Annotated in this window: 25 protein-coding genes and 1 other RNA gene; 11 read left to right on the forward strand and 15 right to left on the reverse strand. The window is 52.6% G+C overall.

Translation table 11 applies throughout. The features are described 5' to 3' along the window. Nucleotides 1–148: 148 nt before the first annotated feature. Both FJ146_01900 and FJ146_01905 read right to left on the reverse strand, forming a co-directional pair. Entirely contained in the window at nucleotides 149–688 is a 540-nt protein-coding gene (locus tag FJ146_01900; GenBank protein ID MBM4250703.1) for a peptidylprolyl isomerase, read from the reverse strand. 9 nt (nucleotides 689–697) lie between these two features. After that, the gene (locus tag FJ146_01905) at nucleotides 698–1,834 is read right to left on the reverse strand and encodes a class I SAM-dependent methyltransferase (GenBank protein MBM4250704.1); all 1,137 of its coding nucleotides are present in this window, start codon (nucleotides 1,832–1,834) and stop codon (nucleotides 698–700) included. A 437-nt stretch (nucleotides 1,835–2,271) separates the two neighbouring features. Here FJ146_01905 and FJ146_01910 point away from each other — a divergent pair, with 437 nt between their 5' ends. The 6 genes from FJ146_01910 to FJ146_01935 all read left to right on the forward strand — a co-directional run bounded on the left by FJ146_01910 (nucleotide 2,272) and on the right by FJ146_01935 (nucleotide 8,498). Next, entirely contained in the window at nucleotides 2,272–3,747 is a 1,476-nt protein-coding gene (locus tag FJ146_01910) for an OmpA family protein (protein ID MBM4250705.1), read from the forward strand. A gap of 15 nt (nucleotides 3,748–3,762) precedes the next feature. Beyond that, nucleotides 3,763–4,647 carry a PKD domain-containing protein gene (locus FJ146_01915; GenBank protein ID MBM4250706.1) on the forward strand — a complete coding sequence of 295 codons (885 nt, stop codon included), beginning with the start codon at nucleotides 3,763–3,765 and terminating at the stop codon, nucleotides 4,645–4,647. A gap of 116 nt (nucleotides 4,648–4,763) precedes the next feature. Beyond that, nucleotides 4,764–5,516: an FKBP-type peptidyl-prolyl cis-trans isomerase gene (locus tag FJ146_01920; GenBank protein ID MBM4250707.1), complete on the forward strand. Its 753-nt coding sequence runs from the start codon at nucleotides 4,764–4,766 to the stop codon at nucleotides 5,514–5,516. Then, on the forward strand, nucleotides 5,513–6,709 hold the full coding sequence (locus tag FJ146_01925; GenBank protein MBM4250708.1) for a class I SAM-dependent RNA methyltransferase: 1,197 nt from the start codon (nucleotides 5,513–5,515) through the stop codon (nucleotides 6,707–6,709). The genes FJ146_01920 and FJ146_01925 overlap by 4 nt, the downstream gene beginning before the upstream one ends. A gap of 63 nt (nucleotides 6,710–6,772) precedes the next feature. Beyond that, on the forward strand, nucleotides 6,773–7,375 hold the full coding sequence (locus tag FJ146_01930) for a hypothetical protein (protein MBM4250709.1): 603 nt from the start codon (nucleotides 6,773–6,775) through the stop codon (nucleotides 7,373–7,375). Nucleotides 7,376–7,499: 124 nt separating this feature from the next. Then, nucleotides 7,500–8,498, forward strand: a complete 999-nt coding sequence (locus tag FJ146_01935; GenBank protein MBM4250710.1) for a trypsin-like serine protease — start codon at nucleotides 7,500–7,502, stop codon at nucleotides 8,496–8,498. Here the strand turns inward: FJ146_01935 and FJ146_01940 are convergent. Continuing rightward, on the reverse strand, nucleotides 8,484–9,320 hold the full coding sequence (locus FJ146_01940) for an RNA methyltransferase (protein MBM4250711.1): 837 nt from the start codon (nucleotides 9,318–9,320) through the stop codon (nucleotides 8,484–8,486). The two genes, FJ146_01935 and FJ146_01940, sit on opposite strands and share 15 nt — an antisense overlap. Then, a complete protein-coding gene (locus FJ146_01945; GenBank protein MBM4250712.1) occupies nucleotides 9,290–10,162 on the reverse strand; it encodes an SAM-dependent methyltransferase in 873 nt (290 codons plus the stop codon). Before FJ146_01945 ends, FJ146_01940 begins: the two co-directional genes overlap by 31 nt. 114 nt (nucleotides 10,163–10,276) lie before the next feature. On the opposite strand from FJ146_01945, the gene FJ146_01950 reads away from it, so the two are divergent. Both FJ146_01950 and FJ146_01955 read left to right on the forward strand, forming a co-directional pair. Further along, entirely contained in the window at nucleotides 10,277–11,239 is a 963-nt protein-coding gene (locus FJ146_01950; GenBank protein ID MBM4250713.1) for a nitronate monooxygenase, read from the forward strand. Nucleotide 11,240: 1 nt separating this feature from the next. After that, nucleotides 11,241–12,026, forward strand: coding sequence for a hypothetical protein (locus tag FJ146_01955; GenBank protein ID MBM4250714.1), 786 nt, complete (start codon nucleotides 11,241–11,243; stop codon nucleotides 12,024–12,026). Nucleotides 12,027–12,046: 20 nt separating this feature from the next. Here the strand turns inward: FJ146_01955 and FJ146_01960 are convergent, their stop codons facing one another. Together FJ146_01960 and FJ146_01965 are read right to left on the reverse strand one after the other, a co-directional pair. Next, nucleotides 12,047–12,565: a hypothetical protein gene (locus tag FJ146_01960; protein ID MBM4250715.1), complete on the reverse strand. Its 519-nt coding sequence runs from the start codon at nucleotides 12,563–12,565 to the stop codon at nucleotides 12,047–12,049. Between the two features lie 111 nt (nucleotides 12,566–12,676). Next, nucleotides 12,677–12,964 carry a hypothetical protein gene (locus FJ146_01965; GenBank protein ID MBM4250716.1) on the reverse strand — a complete coding sequence of 96 codons (288 nt, stop codon included), beginning with the start codon at nucleotides 12,962–12,964 and terminating at the stop codon, nucleotides 12,677–12,679. Between the two features lie 189 nt (nucleotides 12,965–13,153). Between FJ146_01965 and FJ146_01970 the strand changes: the two genes are divergently transcribed. Next, nucleotides 13,154–13,456: a helix-turn-helix transcriptional regulator gene (locus tag FJ146_01970; GenBank protein ID MBM4250717.1), complete on the forward strand. Its 303-nt coding sequence runs from the start codon at nucleotides 13,154–13,156 to the stop codon at nucleotides 13,454–13,456. A 19-nt stretch (nucleotides 13,457–13,475) separates the two neighbouring features. On the opposite strand, the gene FJ146_01975 is transcribed toward FJ146_01970, so the two are convergent. After that, nucleotides 13,476–13,820, reverse strand: a complete 345-nt coding sequence (locus tag FJ146_01975) for a DMT family protein (protein ID MBM4250718.1) — start codon at nucleotides 13,818–13,820, stop codon at nucleotides 13,476–13,478. An 81-nt stretch (nucleotides 13,821–13,901) separates the two neighbouring features. Here FJ146_01975 and FJ146_01980 point away from each other — a divergent pair, with 81 nt between their 5' ends. Both FJ146_01980 and lgt read left to right on the forward strand, forming a co-directional pair. Next, nucleotides 13,902–17,339 carry a PAS domain S-box protein gene (locus FJ146_01980; protein MBM4250719.1) on the forward strand — a complete coding sequence of 1,146 codons (3,438 nt, stop codon included), beginning with the start codon at nucleotides 13,902–13,904 and terminating at the stop codon, nucleotides 17,337–17,339. Between the two features lie 52 nt (nucleotides 17,340–17,391). Further along, entirely contained in the window at nucleotides 17,392–18,192 is an 801-nt protein-coding gene (gene lgt / locus FJ146_01985; GenBank protein ID MBM4250720.1) for a prolipoprotein diacylglyceryl transferase, read from the forward strand. Between the two features lie 51 nt (nucleotides 18,193–18,243). Here the strand turns inward: lgt and ald are convergent, their stop codons facing one another. The 8 genes from ald to ffs all read right to left on the reverse strand — a co-directional run bounded on the left by ald (nucleotide 18,244) and on the right by ffs (nucleotide 25,622). Then, entirely contained in the window at nucleotides 18,244–19,347 is a 1,104-nt protein-coding gene (gene ald / locus FJ146_01990; protein MBM4250721.1) for an alanine dehydrogenase, read from the reverse strand. 86 nt (nucleotides 19,348–19,433) lie between these two features. Then, a complete protein-coding gene (locus FJ146_01995) occupies nucleotides 19,434–20,270 on the reverse strand; it encodes an MBL fold metallo-hydrolase (protein ID MBM4250722.1) in 837 nt (278 codons plus the stop codon). Continuing rightward, nucleotides 20,215–21,705, reverse strand: a complete 1,491-nt coding sequence (locus tag FJ146_02000) for an ATP-dependent DNA helicase RecQ (GenBank protein MBM4250723.1) — start codon at nucleotides 21,703–21,705, stop codon at nucleotides 20,215–20,217. Before FJ146_02000 ends, FJ146_01995 begins: the two co-directional genes overlap by 56 nt. A 54-nt stretch (nucleotides 21,706–21,759) precedes the next feature. After that, nucleotides 21,760–22,626: a hypothetical protein gene (locus FJ146_02005; protein ID MBM4250724.1), complete on the reverse strand. Its 867-nt coding sequence runs from the start codon at nucleotides 22,624–22,626 to the stop codon at nucleotides 21,760–21,762. 1 nt (nucleotide 22,627) lies between these two features. After that, nucleotides 22,628–23,098: a hypothetical protein gene (locus FJ146_02010; GenBank protein MBM4250725.1), complete on the reverse strand. Its 471-nt coding sequence runs from the start codon at nucleotides 23,096–23,098 to the stop codon at nucleotides 22,628–22,630. Then, nucleotides 23,095–23,676 (reverse strand): gliding-motility protein MglA, encoded by a 582-nt coding sequence (locus tag FJ146_02015; protein ID MBM4250726.1) that lies wholly within the window; start codon nucleotides 23,674–23,676, stop codon nucleotides 23,095–23,097. Before FJ146_02015 ends, FJ146_02010 begins: the two co-directional genes overlap by 4 nt. A gap of 33 nt (nucleotides 23,677–23,709) precedes the next feature. After that, nucleotides 23,710–25,491 (reverse strand): DNA polymerase III subunit gamma/tau, encoded by a 1,782-nt coding sequence (gene dnaX / locus FJ146_02020; GenBank protein MBM4250727.1) that lies wholly within the window; start codon nucleotides 25,489–25,491, stop codon nucleotides 23,710–23,712. A 34-nt stretch (nucleotides 25,492–25,525) separates the two neighbouring features. Continuing rightward, nucleotides 25,526–25,622, reverse strand: an RNA gene (gene ffs / locus FJ146_02025) — signal recognition particle sRNA small type. Nucleotides 25,623–25,639: the final 17 nt, after the last annotated feature.

The raw sequence follows: 25,639 nt of genomic DNA on the forward strand, positions 1-25,639 counted from the left end.
AACCGCCTAAACCGAGTGCAAGATGGTCACCTCCCTAATCCGCACCCCACGAGTGCAGGGGGGGGTGCTTGGAAGCGAAGGTAACAACCCCGATATTACTCCGAATTCTCGGGGTCATCCAGCTTATCGGCTGATCTCAGGGAGGACTTTAGAGAGGGCTAGACAAAACTTTGGCAGATTTAATCACCACATCGCTAACTGGGCGATCTCCCGAAGCTGTTTTCACCTTCCCAATCGACTGGACTACGGCCAAGCTGGCGTCATCGGCCGTCTTGCCGAAGGCAGTGTACTGCCGATCGAGGAACGGAACTTTTTCCAGACAGAGGAAAAACTGGCTACCAGCAGAATTGGGGTCTTGGGCTCGCGCCATCGACAGAACGCCCGGATCGTGCGGCGATTCATTGAATTCCGCATCCACATGATATCCAGGTCCCCCGGTACCAGTGCCGCTTGGGCAACCACCCTGGATCACGAAGCCCGGTACGACGCGATGGAAAATCAAGTTGTCGTAGAACCCGATCATGGCTAGGCCAAGCATATTTTTGCAGTGGTTGGGCGCCACTTCAGGCCAGAAATCAAGCTTCACTGTACCCAGAGTGGTATCGAGCTCGAGTTGGTAGCGGTACTTCGAAAAATCAATTGAGTCCTGAGCTTTTTCTACTTCTTTTTTTCTGCTCTTCCCAGACATGAGGTCTCCTTACTTACGGGCTTTGATCACGATCGTGTGCCCATCATCAGCATCACGATCAACCCCGTCAACCGCAAAACCAAGGAAACTCAGCTTTTCAAGGACTAAGGCTTCACGAGGAAGCTCCCCAATTTTATGGGCAGCGCCTATGGCAGACTGAAATTTAGCCACCTGGCTGAACTGGTGCTTCAGGTTTTCGAACCGACCTTGAGACTCGAGACTCCCCTTAACGGCATCAAAGAGAGCGTCGATTGTTCCCTGGTCACTGCGCATGATGATTGCGACGTTGCCATTCGGTTTTAGGCATCGATACAATTCAGAGACAGACGTAACGATAGTTGCAGTATCCATCAACAGGGCGTTGAACACTACGCCGTCGAATTTATGGCTCGGAAGTTTCCCGGACTGACTAGCCGAGCCTCGGACGAATTTGATGTTCAGAAAATCACGGCATCGCTCGCGCGCCACGCGTAACTGATGCACATCGTCATCTACGGCGGTGACTTTTAACCCTTCAACAGCAAGCATCGCGCTGAGGCCCCCAGTGCCACAGCCTAACTCCAAAATCCGCCCATGCGTTGGTAAGCTGTCGCAGATACTGTGCAGCAAGTGCTGACGCCCAGGGAACCGTCCCAAGACGCCGTCAACGGCAGCAGCATGACGTATCATCTGAGTTTCTTTCGCGATGGCCGCATAAAGATCGGTAAAGAATTCTTGTCTTCTGTTCACGGAGTTGATGTTTAGGACTACCGTCCAACCTATAATACGGCCTGTGGCCCGATCGACAACTGGCGACATGATACGCGAAAACACAATACGGCCGTACTTTGCTGACAAAAACGTCACCCGTTCACGGTCTGTGATAGGTAGTATCGACTCTCCGTATAATTGTTCCGTACGCTTCGGCACCCGCCGGTAATTATCGAGTTTGGCGTACCACTCTTTCACATGGCCGCCTCGACGCACTTGTGCAAGCGAGTCATCACCCGCAAAAATCATATCAAAGGCGATATTCCAATCTAAAAACCTTTGATCGTTACTCAGGATGAAGGTCGGTACATTCGCATGGAAAAGAGTTTGTTGTAGCCGCAAGTCTCGCGGCGCCCATACCTTGATAGTAGTAGTGATGGTGTTAGTTCCACTCACCGATTTAAAAATCTGCCTGAGAAGCCCGGCGCTCTGATTCGCTGGGCTTTTGACCAGGGGCAGCAACGACCGCAGTCCCCGAAGTCGACGTGATCTCTTGCGGCTCGTTCGCTCAAGACTCGTTCGCCCATGGAATGAATGTGTGTTGCTCAATCGCACTGGTTGCTCGATCTTTCTCTAAGGGAGGACTGCAGAGAACGCCACAAATGGCGTCACCTCGGAAGTGCAAGAACGTTGCCAGACATGGCAGAAATACCGTTACAGGATAACGACCTCAACCTGCTGATTTCTAATTAAAATTTATTTTTGTTTACAGTACGTGCGTTGCACCCAGGAGCATAGTGTCAAGATTGTCGTCACGAACGCTCACTAAATGAAAGTCTACTAGTCACCCGCACTGTCCCCACTTTCTGGCACTGAGTTTGCAGATAGGGTCTATGAGAGCTGGGTCGCAGACCAACGTGAATGGCTCTCCAATACCCAGAAGCGGAGCTGCTAATATGCTGATTCGGAACCGAATAAAAAAAGCCCGGAGAGTTAATCATCCGCGGCAAAGGAGAAATCTCCTTCACACTGCAGGACTACTGCTTCTGCCTAGTTTGTTTACAGGTGTCAGCTACGGCAACGTCGTTGGGGCAGACACCCAGAATTTCAATCCCACAACCTCCGGCTTGGACTTCGTCACCGTAGAGTCCGGTCAGGTGCTTGAGCCTGGAATAGTGAACTTCGGCTTGTTCCTCAACGACCAGGCAAATTCGTTACCGTATTTTGCAGATGACGAGCAAAGTCACACCCGGTTTACGGATGCTATACTCAGCGCAGACTTACATGTCGGTGTTGGCTTGTTACCGGGGCTAGAAATGGGCCTCAGTGCACCGCAAGTGCTTAGTCAAAATGCTCCGACGACCGGTTATCACGGTGAATACAATGCCATGGGTAATACGGAAATTCGTATCCATGGTAAATATCAGTTTGCCGGTGACCAGGAGTCCGGTCTAGCCGCTCAGGTGATGGCCAACGTCAATCGCATTAAGGACAATCCATATACAGGCGCTAACGCCGGACCCACCACAAATTTCTTAGTAGCTGGACACACTACCTACGGCAAGGCGAAATTCGGTCTTAACCTTGGTTATCGTCTGCGGCAACCTGGTGAAACTATCACCGCTGCAGCACCGATCGTCCCCCTACCGGATCAGTACATAGCCTCGGGCGCAATCAGTTATCTCGTAACAGCTATTCAGACAAAGTTTATTTGGGAAGTTTACGGCAGCGCTCCGGTAAGCGAAGTTGACACTTCCTCGCGGCGCCAAGCATCTTCAGCAGAGACCTTATTTGGCGCGAAGCATGATTTTACTAGTCAGCTCGCTGGACATTTCGGAATCGGCACGCAACTCATCAACGGTATCAGCTCGCCCTTCTGGCGTATTTACAGCGGGATCAATTACGCTATTGGACAGGTGAGCAAACCTACGCCAGTGCAGAAATTTGAAACGATTTCCCAGGTGACTCAGGCTAAAGCCGATCCGTTTAGCGGTCCACCAAAACCTCGCGAGAAAATCGTCATACACGATGTGCTATTTGAATACGACTCGGCGTCTTTAGTGGTCGGGGGCGCCGACAACACGCTATCAAGATTAGCTGGATATCTGATGACGAAACCCGTGTTCACGCGTTTAGTCATCGAAGGTCACACTGATTCGATTGGGTCGGAAAAATACAATGCCGAGCTCAGCCAAAAACGCGCCGACACGATTCGCAAATGGTTAATTGAAAAGCATCACCTTCCAGCCAATAAGATCATCGCTATCGGGCGCGGCGAAAGTATGCCCATTGCCGACAACGGTAACTATCAAGGCCGACAGCTGAATCGTCGCGTCGCCTTCACGATCTATCGCGATATGGCCAAATAACCCGAGGAGTTCCCAGTGATCAGAATGCTACCCAACACTAAAGTCATCGGACTGGTATTTGGCCTCATGCTGCCAGTAACAGCGACTCAAGTAATAACCGCATGTAACCAGGCTTCCTATCACGTCCGGTCACCTGGGACCGACGGCGAAGGGCCGCAAAACCTCGGCAACGGAGATGGCCAGCCGGCTGCACCCACGGCGCGCGTCGAAGTGATCTTTAACAACGGCAGCGTCACGACAGTGGCCACGGGTTCGGCCACCACGGTTCAGCCCTCGAACGATACCGTTTCACCGAGTTTTGTGGGTACCAGCAACTGTGCCAACCCCGGCATCATCCGCGCCGATTACACAATCAAAACACCGGAGGGTGAGATTCCACTCTCTGCTCTCAGAGCACCGGGGAGCTGTGATGCTTTGAGTGTCCCCTACACCTTCAAAACTGTAGGTGATTATCCGATCACAATGATCGTGACGGACGAGAACAACCTCACTGCTACAGCATCCATGACCATGACCATCATCGATGGCACGAAAAAGGATGGTGGTTTCACCATTGCAGCCGTTCCGATGCTAACGCAACCTACCGAACCGATCGCCTTCACGGGCTACTGCTACATGCCAGCTGGATTTACAATCTCCTGGGACTTTGGCGATGGGGCGACCGCTAGTGGTATCTCTGGTACCCATGCCTACAATGATGTCGGACAGTATCTGGTTAAGGCAGCATGCACCAGTGCTGACGGAAAGGTCGTGAAAACGGCCTCAGTGAGCGTGGTTGTCATTAGCGGTGAAGTCGGTATGCCGACACCAACCTACGGCATACCGATGGGGCCACCAGCTGCGGGGCCCAGTCAATCCCCGTTCCAATCGCCTGGTCAAAGGCCAGCAATTTTCCCGTAAATACACTGGGGCCCGTGAGGGCCTTATTTTTTTTGGCTTTCGGCGTCCTCTTTGCTACATTGGGGTGTTAATGGTATCACAGTCCCATAACACACTAATTTTGAGGTCACTGTTCCATGGCTCGTTATTCGCTGCTCAACACCTCGCTTATTGTCGCTACGGTAGCCACTGTGGGAGTTACTCACGCTCATGCTGCGACGACCCTGAAGACCGATCAGGATAAGGTTAGTTATGTGATCGGGTACCAGATCGGCAGCAACTTCAAACGCGATGGCCTTGAAGTCGATCTGAACATGCTGACTAATGGTTTGAAAGAGGCTTTAGCTGGCGAGAAGTCTCCTCTGACTCAGGAAGAGACCCAGAAGCTCATGGCCGACCTGGATAAGAACCTGCGGGCTAAGGCCGAGGCACAACGCAAAGCTGCTGGTGAGAAAAATGCCACCGAAGGTAAGAACTACTTAACCGAAAACTTCCGCAAACCCGGCATCAAGAAGACGGCGAGCGGCCTGCAGTACAAAGTGATCGCCGAGGGTAAAGGAGATGCACCCAAGGCCGATGACACCGTGTCCGTTAATTACAAAGGTACACTGATTAATGGCACTGAGTTCGACAGTTCCTACAAACGCGGTCAACCGGCTAAATTTCCGGTCAGCGGCGTGATTAAGGGCTGGACTGAGGCATTGCAATTGATGAAGCCAGGAGCTAAATATCAGCTGTTTATTCCCTCTGAACTTGCGTATGGTGATCGCGGCGCGGGTCCACTCATTGGACCAAATGCCACCTTGATATTTGATGTCGAACTGTTGTCGGTGGAACCCAAAGCCACGGCCGCCGCAGCACCTGCAGGGACACCCACGGAGAAAAAATGAAATCCAGTGAGCTTCGGCTCATTGCAACCTGTCCAGAAGAGACCAAAGAAGTACTGATTGCCGAGCTGACGCAGCTCGGCGTCAGTAACATCGAGTCAGCCTACCGGGCCGTCCACTTCTCAGCTAGCGAAGAGCAATTTTATCAAGCGCACCTAAGATTGCGGACCGCAAGTCGCATCCTTAAGGTCATCAAGGAATTTCCAGCCAAATCGCCGGAGATGCTCTACTCGCAGGCCCGTCGCATAGACTGGCCCGCCCTATTCAACGTGGAGCGCACCTTCCTGATCGAAGGAGTCCCAGGTGATCGCGGCAGCGAATTCATGCGTGCCAACGACATCAGCAAAAAGGTACGCGAAGGTCTCCAGGACTCGTTCCAGCGTCGCGTGGGTCAGCTTCCGAAGGTGGACCTCAAAGAACCCAAGGTTATCATAGTCGCCTTTCTAGCTGGCGGCCGGTGCGTTCTGAGCTTTGATACCTCTGGTAAGGCTCTACACAAGCGAGGCTACAGGCAAGAGGGACACCCGGCTCCGATCAAGGAGACTTTGGCTGCTTCGATACTGCACTTGACCGGATATGACGGGACTCAACCATTCTTAGATCCCATGTGTGGCAGCGGTACCATCGCCATTGAGGCGGCGATGATTGCGCTAAGAAAGGCGCCACAGATTCACCGACCCAAGGGACAATTTCAGTTTGAATGGCTCCGCAGCTTCAATAAAGACCTCTGGCGTCAAGTACAAGAGGAGGGGCGCGCTGAGCGCACTGAGGCTCCGGCCCAGGTGATCATGGCTAGTGACATTTCTCCGACCTACGTTGGCCTTGCTAAACGTAACGCACTGAAGGCGCGTGTGGAAAAACACATACGCTTTGTCACCGGTAAGTTCCAAGAAATAGAAGTCCCGGCATCGTCGGGAATTCTTGTTGCCAATCTACCTTACGGCGAACGTTTGGCCAAAGCTTCACGCAGCGACCTTGAATCCCTGTACAAAGAGATTGGTGACACGCTCAAGCGTAACTTTACTGGGTGGCGCGCGGCCTTGCTCGCAGCAGAAGAGTCACCTTACAAGTCTATCGGTCTGAAGACGACACGCCGGATCCCACTTATGAACGGCAGTATCCCTTGTAAGTTACTGATTTTCGATTTATATGCCGGCAGTAAGAGGCAGGTTACCAAGGACTCAAGCAAGTCCTAAATCTTAAGCTCTTAGATCGTTTTCCGATAGGCGAGAAAGTCCTCGCTCCAGCGGAGAATGATCATGCTACGCACAATTTACCTCGCAATTCTCACTTGTGTTTGGTGCGTCGGCTCTGCCTGCAAACAAAAGTCCGGGTTCAGTGCCCAGGGTGATTCCAGTCTGCGTCCAGCAGCTGGCGGTAGTCCGACGGATCCATGTGGACCGGCAGGTACCACCAAAGCGGAATTACTCACGCCCACCCTAGCGAACGGATCCCCGGGAAACTATCTCGAGTACGAAATTGCCCTCGTGGACTGTGAAGGTAAGGCGAGGCCATTGACCGCTAACCGGATTCTGTTTGATGTCGACGCCCGCTTCTCAGGCCCACGCGTCAATGCACCGCTCAGTTATTCAGTCAGCCTTGGTTCTGAAACTGTAAGCGGAGAGCTCACGAATATCCAGGGTAGCGACCTCTTCGGCAGATCTGGCGCCAACTTGTTTCATTATGCGACGGAAAATAAAATTGATTTCGGAACCAAATTTAACTCCTTGCGCCTACGTATCGACTTGGCAGGCCATCAATTGAAGTCAACCACTGGGGGTACCGCTGGACCCAACGACGTCGCCACTTACCTAAGATTCGGCGATGCAAGGGCCGTTGAGCAGCTGGTACGGCTTCAATAACTTTGCTTTCGATGCTCACATTTCTCGATATGTTTCAGAGGGTTAAATTTCAAGCTCAAGATATGCGGTGATTTACCGATACGTACAGACATAGAGGCTAAATGCATCCCCGGGAGTACGCCAGATGTCTTTACGCCTCGCCAGGTCCACCTCGTTAACGCTGCTTGTGGTCTCGACTTTCGCTTGTAGCGAGCCGTCGAGCCCTCGAGTAAGCTCCACGCGCACTGCAAGTGCGTCATCCAAGGCAACCGACAATGACGGGGCAAAGTCTTGTTTGAACATCGTCAACGGTTTGGACACTGTAGAGTTTCCGACTGTTGTAAGATTAGTGGGGCTACGTGGCTCGTCGGTTGGCGTGTGCACAGGCACTTTTATCAGCCCAACAGCTGTCATCACCGCCGCTCATTGTCTAGATGCATCTCCTAACGGTGGTCTATCCATCGTCCAAGGAGACAGGTTGGACTTCACCCGCAATCCGCTACTAAAGGCTACCAAGGCTCTGCGTGCTTTCACGTTTGGTAGTATCGGATCGACAGGCGACACCAGTAATAGCGAGGTCGTGGGCAGAGATACCGCAATATTATTATTCCCAACCGGGATTGCCAGAGCTTATGCCGAAATCGCCACGGCCAAGCCTGGCCCGGGCACCAAAGCTGTGTCGATAGGGTATGGTTTGACCGATTATTTCGACGATCAAAATGCCGGCCGAGATTACGATGCTAGTAAGCACTACGGCTCGATAGATGTCGTCGACGGCGACGATGGGCTAAACATTTTTGTTGGTGACTACACCGCGACCGAAAGTGAGCGCGTGCTTGGCAGCAAAGTCGTCGACTCCATGGGAGACTCTGGTGGCCCTCTCTTCGTAAACGGTAAAATAAGCGGCACCCTATCGGTGGGTGGATCTAGGCCAAGAAGCAGCGATCAGCAATCAGCCTATTTCTCGGTGTTCGTCGATATCAACTCAGATAACACCTTGGCGCTTATAAAACTCGCTAATGAGGCCGGAGCCAACATCCCGGCACCGGGCACTGTCCCACGGAGCCTCAGTGCCCCCACTGCTCCCATAGATTCTGTAGCGAGCGGATCTCCGAGCGCCTCGCCAATTTCAACCTGTCAATGAGGCACTGGAAATTTGGCGCCGTGCTTCGAAAAGCATCACAGCCCCCGCGACACTAACGTTTAGGGAGTCGGCTATACCTGCCATGGGAATTTGAGCTACTTTGTCTGACTCATGTAGCCAATTCGCGGTTAACCCTACTGCCTCAGTGCCCAGCAAAATTACCGTTGGACGGGTATAGTCGATATCAGTGTAAGGCACAGCAGATCCATGCAACGCCGCTGCTACAATTTGCCATCCGCGCTCGGTAGCCAGGCGTTTCAGTTCGCCACTCGAGAGCGCAACGACTGTCTGTGCAAAGGCAGTACCGACGCTAGCGCGTAAGACCAGCGGGTTGTAGAGATCAACCTGCTGATCAACCAAAAAGAGAGCATCAGCTCCCGCAGCATCTGATGAGCGCAAAATGGCACCAAGATTCCCTGGTTTCTCTAATCCCTGGACGGCTAAAATGAGCCGCAATGGTCGCTGCGGTAGCGTTGGCAAGTCATGTCGCTTCTGCTCAAAGATGACGACCATGCCGTCACTTGACTCGCGCACTGCGATCTTGGCGTAAACTTGCGGAGCTACCTCAAGCCGATCCACCGCGGACGGTAACATAGATAAGATCTGACTGGATGCTGGCGACAAGACTGAGCGACACCAAAAGACGGTATGCGGTTTGTAGCCGCAGTTGAGTGCCCGCTCAATTTCTCGCGCACCCTCCAGTGCAAAATATCCTGACTCTTTACGTTCCCGCGCCTTACCTAAATCTAAAACCTGGCTAATGCGCTGATTTTTAACACTCGTGATCACCATCATGCGCCGCCGGTTGTCGTGAGTAGGCATGTCGCCCCACTCGGAAGCGCGCGCCCCGATTGGTCGACCACGACCATCTCTTCGGCCTGAAATTGGCACCCTTTAACATGAGCGAATTCGCCCAATAGATTAGTGAGGGCTAACGGCGTGTAGCCGGCAGAGTGGGAGCTCAGCAGCGCAAACACGAAGTCAGGAGCGAGTAGCTGCCGTAATTCGTCTAGTAATGGCGGCAACATCTCCTCAATCTTCCAGGCCTCGCCTTTGGGTCCACGGCCGTAGCTGGGTGGGTCCAGGATGATGCCATGATATTTAGAGCCACGACGAAGCTCGCGGGCCACAAATTTTTGTACATCCTCCGTCAACCACCGGATGGGGCGATCGGCAAGTCCACTGACCTCGGCATTTTCTCGAGCCCAAGCAACACTTGTTTTGGAGGCATCCAGGTGGACGACATGGGCACCACCTGCGGCACACGCTAGGGTTGAACCACCTGTATAAGCGAATAGGTTGAGGACATTGATTTGCCGTCCTTCAACCGCATGCGTCGCCACCAGGTCGCGCAGCTGTAACCAATTAGCTTGCTGCTCGGGGAAGATCCCCAAATGCCCAAAGTCGGTGAGCTTAATTTGAAAAGTGCCTCCACCCGGCATAGCGATCGACCAGGTCTCCGGGACCTTACGATTACGTCGCTCCCAGCGGCCGTCACCACCTGAGAACCGTGTGAACATCGCATCGGCACTCCGCCATTCGGCCTCCGGCAAACGCGGACGCCAGACAGCCTGCGCCGCTGGTCGCACTATTTTAAAGGCGCCAACTTGCTCCAATTTTTGGAAATTTCCACTGTCTAGCAGCTTGTAGGTACCGACGGTCATGGGACTCCCCAGTGATAGGCCAGCCACTGTTATCACTAGTGGTGTTTGACAAGCAATGCACTAGGCGCGAATATAGGCAATTCACCGCGCGATGGTCAGCCAGGATAGTTGGTAATGAGTATACAAAGCCCTGCAATTACAAAGCTATTTGGAATTTCAAAGCCTATCGTGCAAGGTGGTATGGTGTGGGTGTCAGGGGCAAAATTAGCGGCGGCAGTTTCTGAGGCCGGCGGCCTCGGTCTGATCGGTGCTGGCTCCATGCAACCAGACCTCCTCAAGCTGCATATCGATAAGGCACTTGCACTTACCTCAAAGCCGCTCGGGGTCAACATCCCCCTACTTTACAGCAAAGCTCAGGAGCAGATTGATATCGCTCTTGCCGCTGGTGTCAGGATCTTTTTTACCTCGGCCGGCAGCCCTAAAACCTGGACCGGCTATCTCAAAGATCGCGGTGCTACGGTGGTGCATGTCACCTCAAGTCCGGACCTAGCCCGCAAGTGTGAGGCTGCAGGATGCGATGCGGTGGTTGCAGAAGGGTTCGAAGCCGGCGGCCACAACGGACGCGACGAGATCACAACTTTAGTGCTGATCCCGCAAGTGGTTGATGCCGTAAAAATCCCCGTCATCGCTGCTGGTGGCATCGGTGACGGACGGGGTATTGCGGCAGCCTTAGCACTCGGTGCCGCTGGGGTTCAAATCGGTTCACGCTTCGCCGCCACTGTGGAATCAAGTGCACATTCTAAATTTAAGCAGGCGATCGTCGATGCAGGACCTGGTTCGACGATACTTGCTATGAAAGAACTGGTGCCGGTGCGCCTTTTGAAAAATAAATTTTTCGACCAGGTGAGTGCTCTTGAGCAAAAGTGCGCTGACAAAGAGGCGTTGACCATGCTTCTTGGAAAGGGCCGGGCTAAGCGCGGCATCTTAGAGGGCGACCTCGACGATGGTGAATTAGAAATTGGGCAGGTCTCTGGTCTCATTAAAGACATTCCGACGGTTGCGGCTTTAGTTCAACGCCTCGAGGCCGAGTACCGAGCGGCAGTAGCTCATCTGCCGCATACAATAACAGGAGTATGAAGTGACTTTGGTAACGGACGCCAGCGGCCACGCACGCCGCGTTAAACGCGGATGGATGAACCTGCGCGTTGAGCAAATCATTCACGAAACACTGGATACCGACACCTTCATTTTAACGGATGCTGAAGAGGGCGGTCGGGTCTTTGACTATATCGCAGGACAATACCTGACGTTCCGCTTCGACCATGTCGATACTAAGCCGCTGGTACGCTCGTACACTATGTCGAGCTCTCCTTGTCAGGTGCCCCATTGTGCCGTTACGGTCAAAAGGGTCGACGGTGGTAAGATTAGCAACTGGCTCTGCGACCACGTCAAAGTGGGCGATATCTTGAGGGCACGCGGACCTATCGGAAAGTTTGTCTACGATGCTAGCGCTGACAAGAAGCATTTGGTCATGGTTGCCGGTGGCAGTGGCGTAACACCTTTTGTCAGTATGTTGCGCGAATATGCCCAGAGACTGGGACAGAGCGATGCACCGACACAAATGACCCTGGTAGTCTCGCACAGATCAAAAACCGACATCATTTGCGCGGCCGATCTAGCTCCGCTCGAGAAAATCACTGGCGTCAAAATTATCACCACTCTCAGTCGCGAAGACCTCAGTGGCGAAGGCTATTGGCACGGACGCCTAGATGACGACAAGCTAGCCTGCGCCTTGGCCGGGACATACGGCAATGCCACATACATGACTTGCGGACCTAAAGCCATCATGGACTTGACGGTTAGCCATCTACAGAGTGCAGGCGTGCCCGAGGCCGACATCAAACTGGAGTCATTTGAGTCCTAGGCTAATCTGCATCCACGCTCTCAGTGCACTAGGTGCAAATGACGCCGTGGCGCGGCTGTAGTGGATGGCCTTGCCCTCGTGGACACACTGTTTGGTGCGCTGTGTATGATCATAGGCGCAGCTCCAGCAACTGGCGCAGCGCGCAATCCAGCCACGTCCCCACGAAGATCGGCAAGCAAGTGTTCGCAGTAGATAATCAAGGCTGCATGGATGTGCTTTACCACAGCTATGTTATGACGGCGTCCGTGCTCCGTCTTCACAACTTGAAAGAAGTCGGCACCCTTTAAAATATGAAATCCCTCGGTGACGCAGTGGTCACTGATGAGTCGCATGCTAGCGTCATGCAACTCTAGGTGGGCTGCTACGTCAGTCGCTGTGAGTGACTTTGGTATCTGGCCATGAAATCGTTGACGCAGCCGCGCGATATCCTTGATGAGGATCTGCCGCGCAAGATCATCTATCTCGAAGGGAACGAGTAGCTGCTTGGCAAAGCGAATGACTTCTGATGCCTTAGCCTTAATACGCGCGGATAGTTGCATAGGGCAAGTCCTGGGCTAGGTGTTGGCAGTAGAACTATAGGTTAACGAAATCCTTTTCTAAATCATTTTAAAAATTTTATCAAGTTTTTTATAATTTATTTTAATATTTTATTAAAGTCGTCTATGTAATGACATGCGATAAATGACATAAAACCAAATAACCGTTGAAAATATAAAGACAAAATAGCTGCCGAAAGCATTCACCTGAGGCGCCATGCAGTCACCCGTGGCGCCCATAACATCAGAGGGGCCCGCAGGACAGGCAGCGATACAGCGCCCTCCTACCAGCTCAAATCCTCCATGACAGTCGTCTGGTGCGGGCGAGGGAAGTAGCTTAGAAACGGCACCCTCCACGGCAGAGAATTCCTTTAAAATATTAATTTCATTAGATAATTTCATTGTTGACTCATCTGGGGGCACAACACCGGAAAGGGTTTTAGGTCCCCCCTAGGGGGGCGTGGCCCGGAGGCTTTTGAAGGTAGGCCGAGCGCATCCATACCTCGAACTTATAAGTTCGTAAATTGGAATTAATGCGTTCGCTGCCCAAAGCCCCTCCACACCCCTAAAATTATAAGAGGAGGACTCACCTTGACGGCTATTGCGATTAGAAGACGAGTGTCCGCCAACATCAAACGCTGCCGTCAACGCGCAGGTCTGACGCAGGAGGCTATGGCCAGTCGCCTGGGCGTTTCACTACGCTATGTCTCTATGCTTGAACAGAATGCTAGAAATCTGAGTATAGAGTCTCTGGCCAAGGTCGCTGGTTGCCTCGAAGTAGATATCGCAGAACTTGTCTGCGACGAAAAATACTTGGATCAGGCCAAACAATCGGCCGCTGAGCTGGGTATCCAGCTCCTTCAGCAATTCGTTAAAGGCCACGACGACACCTAGAATCCCCAAGAGCCCAGAGTCACCCGACCGCCCCATCGCGGAAAATAAAAAACACGGCGCCAACTAGACATAGTCCTGCCCACACATAATTCCATGTCAATTTGACGCCCATATAGTAGGCCGCGAAGACGCAGAAGACACTGAGCGTAATCACCTCCTGCAGGATCTTTAACTGAGGTAGGGTGAACTGCATCGCTCCCATGCGATTTCCTGGGACTTGGAAGCAGTATTCAAAAAAAGCGATCCCCCAGCTTATGAGCACAACCAGCCATAGCGGCCGGTCCGCTAGATGCTTTAGATGCCCGTACCAAGCAAACGTCATAAACATATTTGAAATGATGAGAAGACCCACGGTCTGCAACATAGCCACTCCCCATTTATGAGATCATGACATTATCATTTAAATCACACTTTAATACTGTTAGGTAATAGCCGGTCGACCGCATTGCATTTGGCCCCCTTTAACACTGGCAAAATTGTGATGGAGACGTCAGGCGAAACATCAACTCTAGGTTCACTGCCAGCAGCATGGCGGCTTAAAGATCATCGACTCATCAGCCTTATTGGATGGGGGGTAGTCGCCTTAGCCATCGGTCTCACAGTTACGGCCACGTACATCGCTCGCCAGGATACCACCGCTAAAGGCGCAGCATTGTTTGAGCTGGCTGCTAAAGATATCGAACGAGACATTCAGGAACGGATGGCTGGTTACGGTCAAGCTCTGATCCAAACGCGTGGATTCCTCGAAGCAAGTGGCAGCGTCTCTCGCTCAGAATTTGCCACTTACGTCAAAAGTATTGATTTAGACGCCTTATACCCAGGCATCCAGGGTATTGGCTTTGTCGTTAAAATCCCTGCCGACGAACTTGAGCCTCACCTTCGCGGGATAAGGACCCAGGGTTTTCCAGATTACTCTGTGAGACCTCATACGCCACGCGACTTTTATTACCCAATTACTCTGATTGAGCCCTTCAATTGGCGCAACCAGCGAGCATTTGGCTACGATATGATGACGGAAGGGGTGCGCCGCCGCGCTATGGAATTAGCCCGGGACACGGGCCAATTAACCCTAAGTGGCAAGGTGCGCCTCGTGCAGGAGACAGACCTCCATCCACAACCAGGTCTCCTTCTTTATGTCCCTAAATACGCTAGAGACGCTCGGATTGATACACCGGAAGATCGTCAGGCAGCCCTCGAGGGTTTTATCTACAGCCCCTTTCGCGCTATCGATCTGATGCAGGGTATCTTCGGGGAACGATACAAACATGACCAAGCAGTCTCGTTTGAGGTCTACGATGGTCTAAATACCTTAGAAGCCAATTTGCTTTATTCGCGGATCAAAGATGGATTACACAGACAATTTAATACGAACAGTTCTCAATTTTCCAAAACCACAACATTAACAATCTTCGGGAATGCTTGGACGGTTCGTACCTACTCACTACCTGAATTTAGAGCGCAAGCCGCTCCCTCATCTCCAACTGTGACGGCCACAGCTGGCATAGTCTTTACGATTCTCATCATACGTTTGGTTATGACACTACAAAAGCTAGGTCAAACAGCCGAACGCCTCAGGTCCAGTGAAGACAGTTACCGCACATTGACCGAGGTAGCACCCCAAATAGTCTGGGCTGCGACCGTTAGTGCTGGCAACGTTTACATCAACCGATTTTGGTCCGACTACACCGGCATGGCTCCGGCGCAAGCCTTGGGTAGCGGATGGCAGCATGCCTTGCACCCGGCTGACATTAAGATCATGCAAGACGCGTGGCAACAAGCGATACGAGACTCAAGTCAATCCTTTGAGTGCGAGATGCGCATACGTCGCCATGACGGGCAATTTCGCTGGCATTTGAGCCGCGCCCGGCTGATGCCCCGACTCAGTGGTCACGACTCTAAGTGGCTTGGTGTAGCCACCGACATTCATGATCGCAAAATGACGGAGCAAGTACTCTCGCAACGCGAAGCGCATTTACAACTTATCATGGATTCGATTCCGGCTCTGATAGCTTACATAAGCGTCGACTGCAAATACTTGAGTGTCAATAAAACCTACGAGTCATGGTTTCAGATCAATAAAGCGTCCATGATTGGCCAAACAGTCGAGGGTTTTCACGGTCCTGAGGTAGCAAAGGCGTTATTGCCATTTATGAAACGCGCGTTAAGTGGTGATACCGTTCATTTTGAAATGCCCATCATGCAACAAAACGGACTACTGAGGCACATCAGTGGCACCTATGTTCCCGATATTTTAGAAGACGGCAAAGTGATTGGTTTTTTCGTCTTTGTCATGGATGTGAGCGAGGCCAAATTAGCGGAAGCTCGTCTCCAACAGAGCTACCAACGATTCATTAACGTGGCTCGGGCTACCAATGACGTCGTTTGGGACTGGCAAATTGAGTCAAACTCACGGTGGTGGAGCGACGCCGTGACCTCTGTTTTTGGTTATGATGTACAAACTAGCATCATGAACCAGACGTGGTGGGAATCGAAAATTCACCCTGATGATCGTGATCAAGTGGTCGCAAGTATCAACCATCACATCGCTAGCCAACATCAAAGTTGGAGCGAACAGTACCGCTTCCAAAGAAACGATGGGAGTTACGCTTATGTGCATGACCGTGGCTACACCGTGTTTGGCCTAAGAAATGAGTTGCCTCTCCAAATGGTCGGCGCAATCCAAGATATTAGTGAAAGAAAAATAACTGAGGAGGCTTTATTAAAAGCCAAAGAAGATGCCGAAGCGGCCAATCAGACTAAGACCAACTTCTTGGCAAATATGTCTCACGAGATCAGAACCCCCCTAGGGGTCGTCCTCGGGTTTTCTGAATTACTTGCCAAAGGTGAGTTAAGTTCCGAAGAGAGAGACAGATCGGTTGAGGCGATCAATCGCAATGGTGAGCTAGTTTCAAGTATCATCAACGATATTCTAGACATCTCTAAAATTGAGGCCGGTCGACTAGAGATTGAGATTGTACCGACAAATCTCGTCTCGCTCATCGACGACCTCAATGCCGGTTTTGAATTGCAAGCACGGGAAAAAGGCATCGACTACAAATGCAGTTTTGTTGGTCAAATTCCTCGGACTATTACCACTGACGCCCTGCGCCTCAAGCAAATCATCTTCAATATCGTTGGCAATGCCGTTAAATTCACGCAACGTGGATCCGTGTCGTTACGCATTTATCTGACTAATGAGAAAGAGCCGCGCAAACTTATACTCGAAGTCACAGATACAGGACCGGGGATTGCACCCGAAAATACGGGTAAACTTTTTGAAGCGTTCTCACAAGCTGACGCCTCAACTACGCGTAAGTTTGGCGGCACTGGTCTCGGCCTTGCTTTATCCAGGCGCTTGGCCCAGGCCTTGGGCGGCGATGTCATACTGCTAAGGACAGAAGTCGACCACGGCAGCACCTTTCAGATTAGAATAGATACCGGCAGTATTGATGCCGCCGTCCAGATTCCCGCCCCCGCGCAGTATCAGCCGCAGCCAATCACGCTTGACGGCATGCGCATATTGGTCGTTGATGATTCTGCAGACAATAGAATGCTCATAGGGCGCATCCTCAATCGGCATGGCGCCAGCGTCAAACTGGTAAACAGTGGTCATGCGGGCATTGCAGAGGCACTGACGACTCCATTCGACATCGTATTAATGGATATCCAAATGCCTGAGCTAGATGGTTACGAAGCCACACGCACTCTCAGGAAAGCCGGCTACCGCGCCCCCATCGTCGCACTTACGGCGCATGCCCTGAAGGCGGACCGTGAACGCTGCCTCAGCCAGGGCTTTGATGGTTACCTGACAAAACCTATTCAACGGCTGGAACTCGTATCGCAAATAGCCAAACTAAAGGCGCGACAAACCAGTGCAGGCTAGCCCTCATGATGCTAAGCTTCGGGTAAATCTGAATTTTGCCTGAGGGACAATTATGGCCGAACCACTGCATTGGAGTCTGAGACCTGAGGTCTTTACATTCAGCCCACTTCCTCGCTGGTACAGTTTACTTTTTGCCTTGGGGATAGTCGGTGGCTACTCGATCATCCGCCAGATGTTTATAAGAGAGAAAAAGCCAGTCGAAATTCTTGACTCCTTACTCGTCTACGTAGTGGTCGGCATGATGCTTGGCATGCGCCTGGGGCATGTGCTCTTTTATCAGCCCGATTATTACTCCGAGCATCTGCTTGAAATCCCGATGATCTGGAAAGGCGGCTATGCCAGCCACGGTGGCTTCATCGGCGTTATCATCGCGCTTATCCTTTTTGCGCGGAAGTATCGCGACCTATCCTTCTTGTGGCTAGCGGATCGAGTTGGCGTGATTTCTCTCTTCACTGCGTTTTGTATACGCCTAGGTAACTTCTGTAATTCGGAGATGATTGGGCGTCCAGCTGACGGGCTGTCGTGGGCAGTGATCTTTGACCTGATCGATCCAATACCACGACACCCGGCACAACTTTATGAGGCCGGTGGTTATATCGTCCTCTGTCTGATCTCCTTGTTCCTTTACTACCGAACCAAGATCACTGCCGCCAATGGACGCCTTTTGGGATTCATCATCAGCTCGGGGTTTGCGTGGCGCTTTTTTTGCGAGTTTTTTAAAGAGGACCAAGTCCCCTTCGAGGCAGGGATGACCATCAACATGGGTCAATGGCTGAGTATTCCGTTTATCATCGGCGGCATTTTGCTCATGGCCAATGTGCAAAATCGGAATGCTGTCTCGACCAACAAGTAACAAAAAAGCACCGTGTACGCGGTGCTTCCTTGCTGCAACTTTATTGGCGCATTAGCTGTAGGCTTGAAACTTCATACCGAGAGCTTCAGCCACCGCTTTGTGGGTGATGTGTCCTTGGTAGGCGTTGAGGCCGTGACGCAGAGCCTGTGACTGCGCCAGGGCATCTTTGAAGCCTCTGTTAGCAATCTCGAGAGCATACTTAATGGTGACGTTGGTTAATGCGTAGGTGCTGGTCTTGGGCACGTCCCCGGGGATGTTGGTCACACCGTAATGGAGGACATTTTCCTCGATGTAAACTGGATCGTCATGGGTGGTAGGTCGGATAGTCTCAACGCAACCACCTTGATCGATAGCTACGTCGACTACGGCGGAATCGCGTTCCATGGAGCGAACCATCTCACGCGTTACAAGGCGCGGTGCTTTAGCACCAGTAATGAGCACACCACCGATCACAAGATCTGACTCGGCAACGGCGTCGGCGATATTCTCAGGGTTAGACATCAGCGTCGTGACGTTGTTACCAAATACATCGTCGAGGTAGGCAAGACGTTTAGCACTAACGTCAAGTATCGTAACGTTTGCACCCAGACCAATGGCCATCTTGGCAGAGTTGATGCCTACGACACCACCACCGACGATGGTAACACGGCCGCGCTTAACGCCCGGTACACCACCAAGGAGCAAACCTTTGCCGCCATTATGCTTCTGCAAGAGCTGCGCACCAACTTGCACGGCCATACGTCCGGCAACTTCACTCATCGGCGTTAATAGAGGTAACGAGCGATCTTCAAGCTCGATCGTTTCGTAAGCGATGGCGGATACGCGGCGCTTCACTAAAGCTTGCGCCAATTCAGGCACTGCTGCGAGATGCAAGTAGGTATAGAGAATTTGGTCCGGACGCATGAGTTCGTACTCAGATGCGATCGGCTCTTTAACCTTGATGATCATTTCAGCCTCACCCCAAACCGCTGCTGCGGTAGGAAGGATCTCGGCACCAGCTGCCTTATATTTCTCATCGGGGATACCAGCGCCAACGCCAGCATTCTTCTCGATCAGAACCCGATGGCCGGCCTGCACCAGCTGCTTTACGCCACCTGGCACGATTGCGACCCGATTCTCCCGGTTCTTAACTTCCTTTGGCACGCCGATAATCATTGAGGGCACCCCTGTATGGTAGAGTCATTTATGCTCCGCCTTGATAATGTCGGCTGGCCTTCGCTGTCAAGTAGCCAAGATTGCCCTTAGAGCTCGACCTGGATGGCTAGGCCGTCATAGGCCATACGGACATGGGACGGCAACTTAGCCTCATCCACCGCGTGGCGCAATTCATGAGCAATATGAGTCAGATAGCCATTTTTGACGGCAAGAGCATCGAACAGCGCCAGAGTTTCATCGACACAGCTGTGCGTTGGGTGCTGCCCATAGCGAATCGCGCTGGCCACCATAGTGTCGATCTGACCCCGCCATTGTTTGATCAGACTTTCGGGAAACTGCTTGAAATCCGTGGCATAAGCAAAGCGACCAATTTTAAAAACGGCCGTGTCGGTATGACCGTGAGGCACAAAAGCGGGCTCGACTTCGAGCGCGCCAACTTTAATTCTAGAGTTGTCAAACGGGGCCAGCACCACCTGGGGTTTGGTGCCCAGGTAGCCAGTGTCCTCGAAAGCGTAAGAAAATCGCTGACGAAACTCACCACAGTGCTGCCTGGCTACATGGCAAACGATAGCTTCACGACTGCTAAAGTAAAATGCCCGCAAATCGTCAAAGCCATGGCAATGATCGGCATGGGTGTGGGTGTACAGCACATCCCTAAGCTTCGTGACGCCTGCTTTCAGCATCTGCATACGAAAATCAGGACCCGTATCGATCACCAAGTTCTGGCTGGCAGTCGTCAGTAGTAGGGAGGACCGCAACCGATGATCACGAGGGTCGGCACTCTTACAGGTCGGACAATTGCAGCCAATCACCGGCACCCCGGTGCTGGTCCCACTGCCAAGAATGGTCACGGTAGCCTGCAAGGACTCAACCTCTAAAATAACTGTCGAGAAAATCTGCGCGTCCAGTCTCAAGATTGGCATAACTGCGCATGGCCTCTAGTTTAGCCAGACTCTCCAGTTTGCGCAGCGGATAATCGCGAAAAAAGCCAACCTCATCGCCGCTACCATCTGCCGCGATCAACTCCTCATCGTAGCCACCCAATCCGCCCATGCGCGTGCGTAGCCGACTGAGGATACCCTCCCGACAAAGGACATCGAGGCCCGTCGCCACATCGGCTTGATCAAGACCCGACTCACGACAAAGGTGGCGCACAAGGGACTCTGGGCTCTCGCCCATAGAGTCGGCTAAGTAACTGCGCGCCAACCCCAGGAGGGAGCGGAGTATGGCTAGATCAGGGAAGCTCTTATCGATCATGAATTTATGTACATGATAGTCCCTGGATCCAAAAACTAGACTGCATGTAGCCGGCTGACCATCACGACCAGCGCGACCAATTTCTTGGACGTATTGCTCAAGACTTCCTGGCATGCCGGCATGGTGCACGAAGCGAATATTGGACTTGTCAATTCCTAAACCAAAGGCATGCGTGGCCACCACAACACGAACCTTGTCCGTCATGAATGCTTGTTGCGCCTCATCGCGTAAGGAAGCGGATAATCCACCATGATACATGGCCGACGCGATCCCCGCGGATGTAAGCATGCGCCATACCTCACGCGTCTGCTTCCGTGTGGGTGTATAGACAATTCCGGAACCGTCCGCGCCCAGCACTGCCTGCAAGGTGGCCGCAAACAACGCGGCGACCTTATCAGCCCGCACGACCTTAAGGCGCAAATTTTCGCGAGCAAAACCACCCCAAACCACCTCAGGCGACCTCAAATCTAAGGCCTGGATGATGTCCTCACGCACCTTTTGCGTCGCAGTCGCCGTCACGGCCAACTTTGGCACCGGACCAAAATCGCGTAAATAACTCCCGATCAGGCGATAATCAGGTCGAAAATTTCCGCCCCACTGGCTGATACAATGGGCCTCGTCAACGGCCACTAACTGTAAGTTTTCCGATTTTAACCGGTCGCGAAAGTCGGCTCGGGCGAGTCGTTCCGGCGAAACTATGAGCAGCTGCAGCTCACGACGCTCGAGACGCTCCCACACTGCAGCGCGCTCCTCCATAGACTGGAGGCTATCTAAGGCAGCGCTGGCAATGCCAGATGCAGCAAACTTGTGCTGCTGATCGCGGATCAAGGCGATTAATGGAGAAATCACCAACACCAAACCGGGACGCATGTGAGCCGGCAAACCGTAGCATAGTGACTTACCTGCACCAGTTGGCAGCACGGCCAGACAATCGCGGCCGGCTAGCACCTGCTCGAGTACTTGTGTCTGGTGCGGCCTCAGACCATCGTAGCCAAATACCGCACGCGCCGTGTGAGCAGCCTGCTCCAGCCAAATATTGGACAAATTGTCTTTTGATATCAGTGATTTCTGACCTGATACCGGGATGCATTCTGTGGTCATAGGGAGGCATTAAAGCCCAGATATGCCGGCGACGCAACATGACTCAACCGGGTTTTACGACTCAGTGGCGCTACCGGTGACATAGGTCAAGTCATAGGTTGCTCCAACCACTAGGGAACTAACTACCGCTTGTCCCACCACACTGACGGCAAAGCCACCATCGAAATGCCACGACTTACGGTTGTAAACGCCAGCAAGCCCCCACCTAAGTGAGGGGCTGTAACCATTCTTGAACCGCGTCTCTTGCAGATGCTTTTCGTTGAGCTCACGACTCTCACCGAGCGTCGCATGTGCGCTCATCAGTCCGAGTCCCAGCTCAGTTTGCAGCGAGAATTCCCTACTGGAACGGGTTTTGTACCGCATCCCACCCCACAAACCGAACCCTAGAACGTTAAGCTGCGGCGAGGTGAAATCCAAACCTGTATAAATCCGCACTGGACCCTGAACCGATAACACGCCAACGCGGCCAACCAGATCGAATTGGTCATTCAGGCGCATACCAGTATGGATGGATAACTCCTGTCCCGGAATGCCAGCCCCTGACCCCACCGATGCATACCCAACGGACAGCCCCAGCGTATTGGCAGCGGGTGCCTGAGCTACTGGGTACTTATCTTTATAATCGGCCTTCTCATGATCCGACAAAAGCACCACAGCACTCGTGGCAGAGATGGGACCGTAGGCTTGTTCGATTTCGATCCCGCGCGTCTGCCCTGTCTTCATGCCGACGCCTTTGACCACACCAACGGCCTCAAGCTCGCCAGCTTCGTTGACGATGCCGACTTTGTCACCAACGGTGAGTCGCTGATCTTTGGTGTAGCAATACTTCTGGGGTTTATCGCACTGGATGTCCCGGCCGAAGGCGGTGGGTGCCGTGATTAGATTTAATGCACAGGCAACTTGCAGCAGAGATCTCTTCACTTCACCCTCCCCCATCGTCTTCAAAGTACTTCGCAACCTCGGCTGCATCCACAGCCTTAGTGTTGAGTTGGAGTCCACCGGCAAGAATTTGCCAGGCTCTCAAATAGGGTACACGCATACGCCCAGACAGGCTGCGAAGAATTTGCGGCATTGTCGGCCAACCGGCGGGAGCAACAATCCCCGAATCGCGACTTAACCGCGCCAAATACAGGGTAAACTCTGGATCATCGGTCTTCATTGCGACCACAGGGTCGGCAAATGCCTGCTCGATGTCAAGATACCTGGCAACTGAAGCACCCAAAAAGGTCTCTGCAAGTTCGATGAGCTGGACGTTGATCGGGATGATTGGCTGTACGTCAACAACTAAACCCGGTGGACAAGAATGAGTTACCGGACACCGCAGTACAGCCGATCCGTCCTCGACCGCACATAGCAAGACAGCTTTGGTTGTCGAACAAGTTAGCTGCATCATGGGGCAATCTTCTTCAGGACTAGTTTAGACATCGCCTGCAAAGTCTCCATGGTGCCCATCGAATCGCGTGCAATCGCTTTTTGATCCGGTAAATTACTAGGATTTAATTCATGCCGCATAACATCGAGTGGCACCAAATCCTGCAGATCTCGTTTGTTGTATTGCACCACGCGGGCTAAGTCGCTGAAGTTATAACCCTCGTCGGCAAGCAGCCGGCGCGTCTCGGCTAGACTCTGGATATTTTCAGCCATTAGCTCAACGCGCGAGTCAGCGACAAAAACAATACCGTCCACGCCCTTCAGTATAACCGAATTCACCGATTCGTAGAGTGGATTAGTCGGCAGGGTAAAAAGATGGAGCTTGAGATGAAAATCTTTCACATGGCCCATACTGACGGGCAAAAAGTCGAAAAACTTGGTCCCACCGCGAGACTCCTCGAGCTCGATGAGTCCGCTACGCGCCTCTTTAGCCGTGTTCTTATAGATCGACCGCAAATTCTCAGTCTTACCGGCTCCACGGGGGCCGAAATAGATGATCTTGCAGTTGATCTCTTTTGTATCAAAATTGGTGAAGGCCATACCCGCTAATCCTGCTCAACCACATGACGAGATCTATGCACGGTCACTGTCGGCAATTCTAACATCTTCGAGCTGCCCGCCCAAGACGGTTAAAAGATCGCGTGTGAACGGCGCCTGCTTTGCATCTTCTACCAGCTTAGCACGACGCCCCTCCGCCTCAATCCCACGCTCATGCAGGATCGTTGCTGGTAAGGCCGCTGCGCTAGTGGCTTCCGCACCTTTAGCTTCAATTACTAGCATACCATTGAAGGAGAAGAGCTCGCGAAACTGATCGCGAATCTTTTGCTGCTCGTCACGCTGCAACAGCGAGCGACTGGCATAACTTTGGTCACTAACAGCAAGGACAATACGCGCGGCACTGTACTCAAGTGGGTGCACTTCTTCTAGTTTTCGTGCCTGAAGGGGCTTCTCTTGCTTCCAAGCATCGACCAGCTGCCGCCAGCTTGATGGAAATTCCCTAGGTCTGGGCGCACTGGCAGCACCAGGTACACCGGGCCGGCTAACGGCCAAGGTCGTCTCGCCTGCCGGTAACTGTGACGATTGCACAGCGTTGATTGAAGCTGCAGCAGGCGGCGTCACTACCGCGGCTGGAGCGGCTTGACGTGGCGTCGCAGCTGTATTTACTACCGCCGTACCTGTTGTAGTTTCAGTGGCTGCAGCGGTTTGGGTCAGCAACGCAGCCAGTTCAGGTAACCCTGGGTCAAAGCACCATTCGCAGACATAGTTCTCGAATATGAAGCGGTCCATGCTAGACCCATCTAGGTCATCACGACATTTGACTAGGGTGCGAAATATCCTATTGAGGTCGAGAGGGGCCGCCGCCACTACAATCGACTCTAACTTGGCTAACTCCGCATCATCGAGACCAAGCTGCGCAATGTCAGCAGCATTCTGTCCCAGGCCTTGCCGCACAAAGGCGTGACGCGCCAAATGCGCTGTCTCCTCCACCACACTTAAAAAGGTCGCTCCCTCTTGATCCATCTGATCGATAAGGGCTAATGCCGTCTTAGCATCGCGCTGCACCAAGGCCGTCAGAAGATTCAGGTAAGGCGATGATGACAGGTTAACAACAACCCCGCGCAGTGCCTCTAGCCCCACACTACCTGCACCCAGAGCAATAGCCTGATCAAGCAAGGTCAGAGCATCGCGTAGAGACCCATGCCCCTCGCGCGCGATCACGGCCAATGCACGCTCCTCAGCGCTGATGCCCTCACACTCAACAATTTGCCTCAGCCTTGCCACTATGCGCGGCGTCGCTAGTTTAGCGAGGTGGAAGGCCTGGCAACGCGAAACTATAGTCTGAGGAACTTTATGCATCTCGGTAGTGGCAAAGACGAACACCACATGCGATGGTGGCTCCTCTAGCGTCTTCAGCAATGCATTGAAGGCCGCCTGCGACAGCATGTGCACTTCGTCAATAATATAAACCTTGAACGCCGAACGCTGGGGCAAATAAACCACCGTTTCCTGCAAGGCTCTGACGTCGTTAACGCCGGTGTTGGAAGCACCGTCAATCTCCAGCACGTCCTCATGGTTGCCCCTAGCGATAGCGACACAACTCTCACAGGTGTTACACGGCTCGATACCGTGCTCCGTCTGAAGCCTCTGACTGCAATTCAGCGCCTTGGCATAAAGACGAGCAACCGTCGTCTTGCCAACACCCCTGACGCCCGTGAAAATCACGCCGTGCGGCTCTCGCTCCATAGCGATCGCGTTAGCCAAAGCTCTGGCAACGGACTCTTGACCCACTAACTCAGCAAAGCTTTTGGGTCGGTATTTGCGCGCTAAGGGCTGATAGCTCACAACCAAGACCATCCTTAACTGCGGGTAAGAGTCGTAAGCCCAGTGTGATAGCCAGATGACCTAGGCACCCATCAGACACCTCTACCGTTGCTCCCTTCCGGGCCTGGCGGGGTTCGTGGGCCAACGTCACCCAGGATCTGGCTATCACACTGGGCTATCG

This window comes from Deltaproteobacteria bacterium, from assembly GCA_016874735.1.
Classification (GTDB): Bacteria; Bdellovibrionota_B; Oligoflexia; order Oligoflexales; family CAIYRB01; genus CAIYRB01.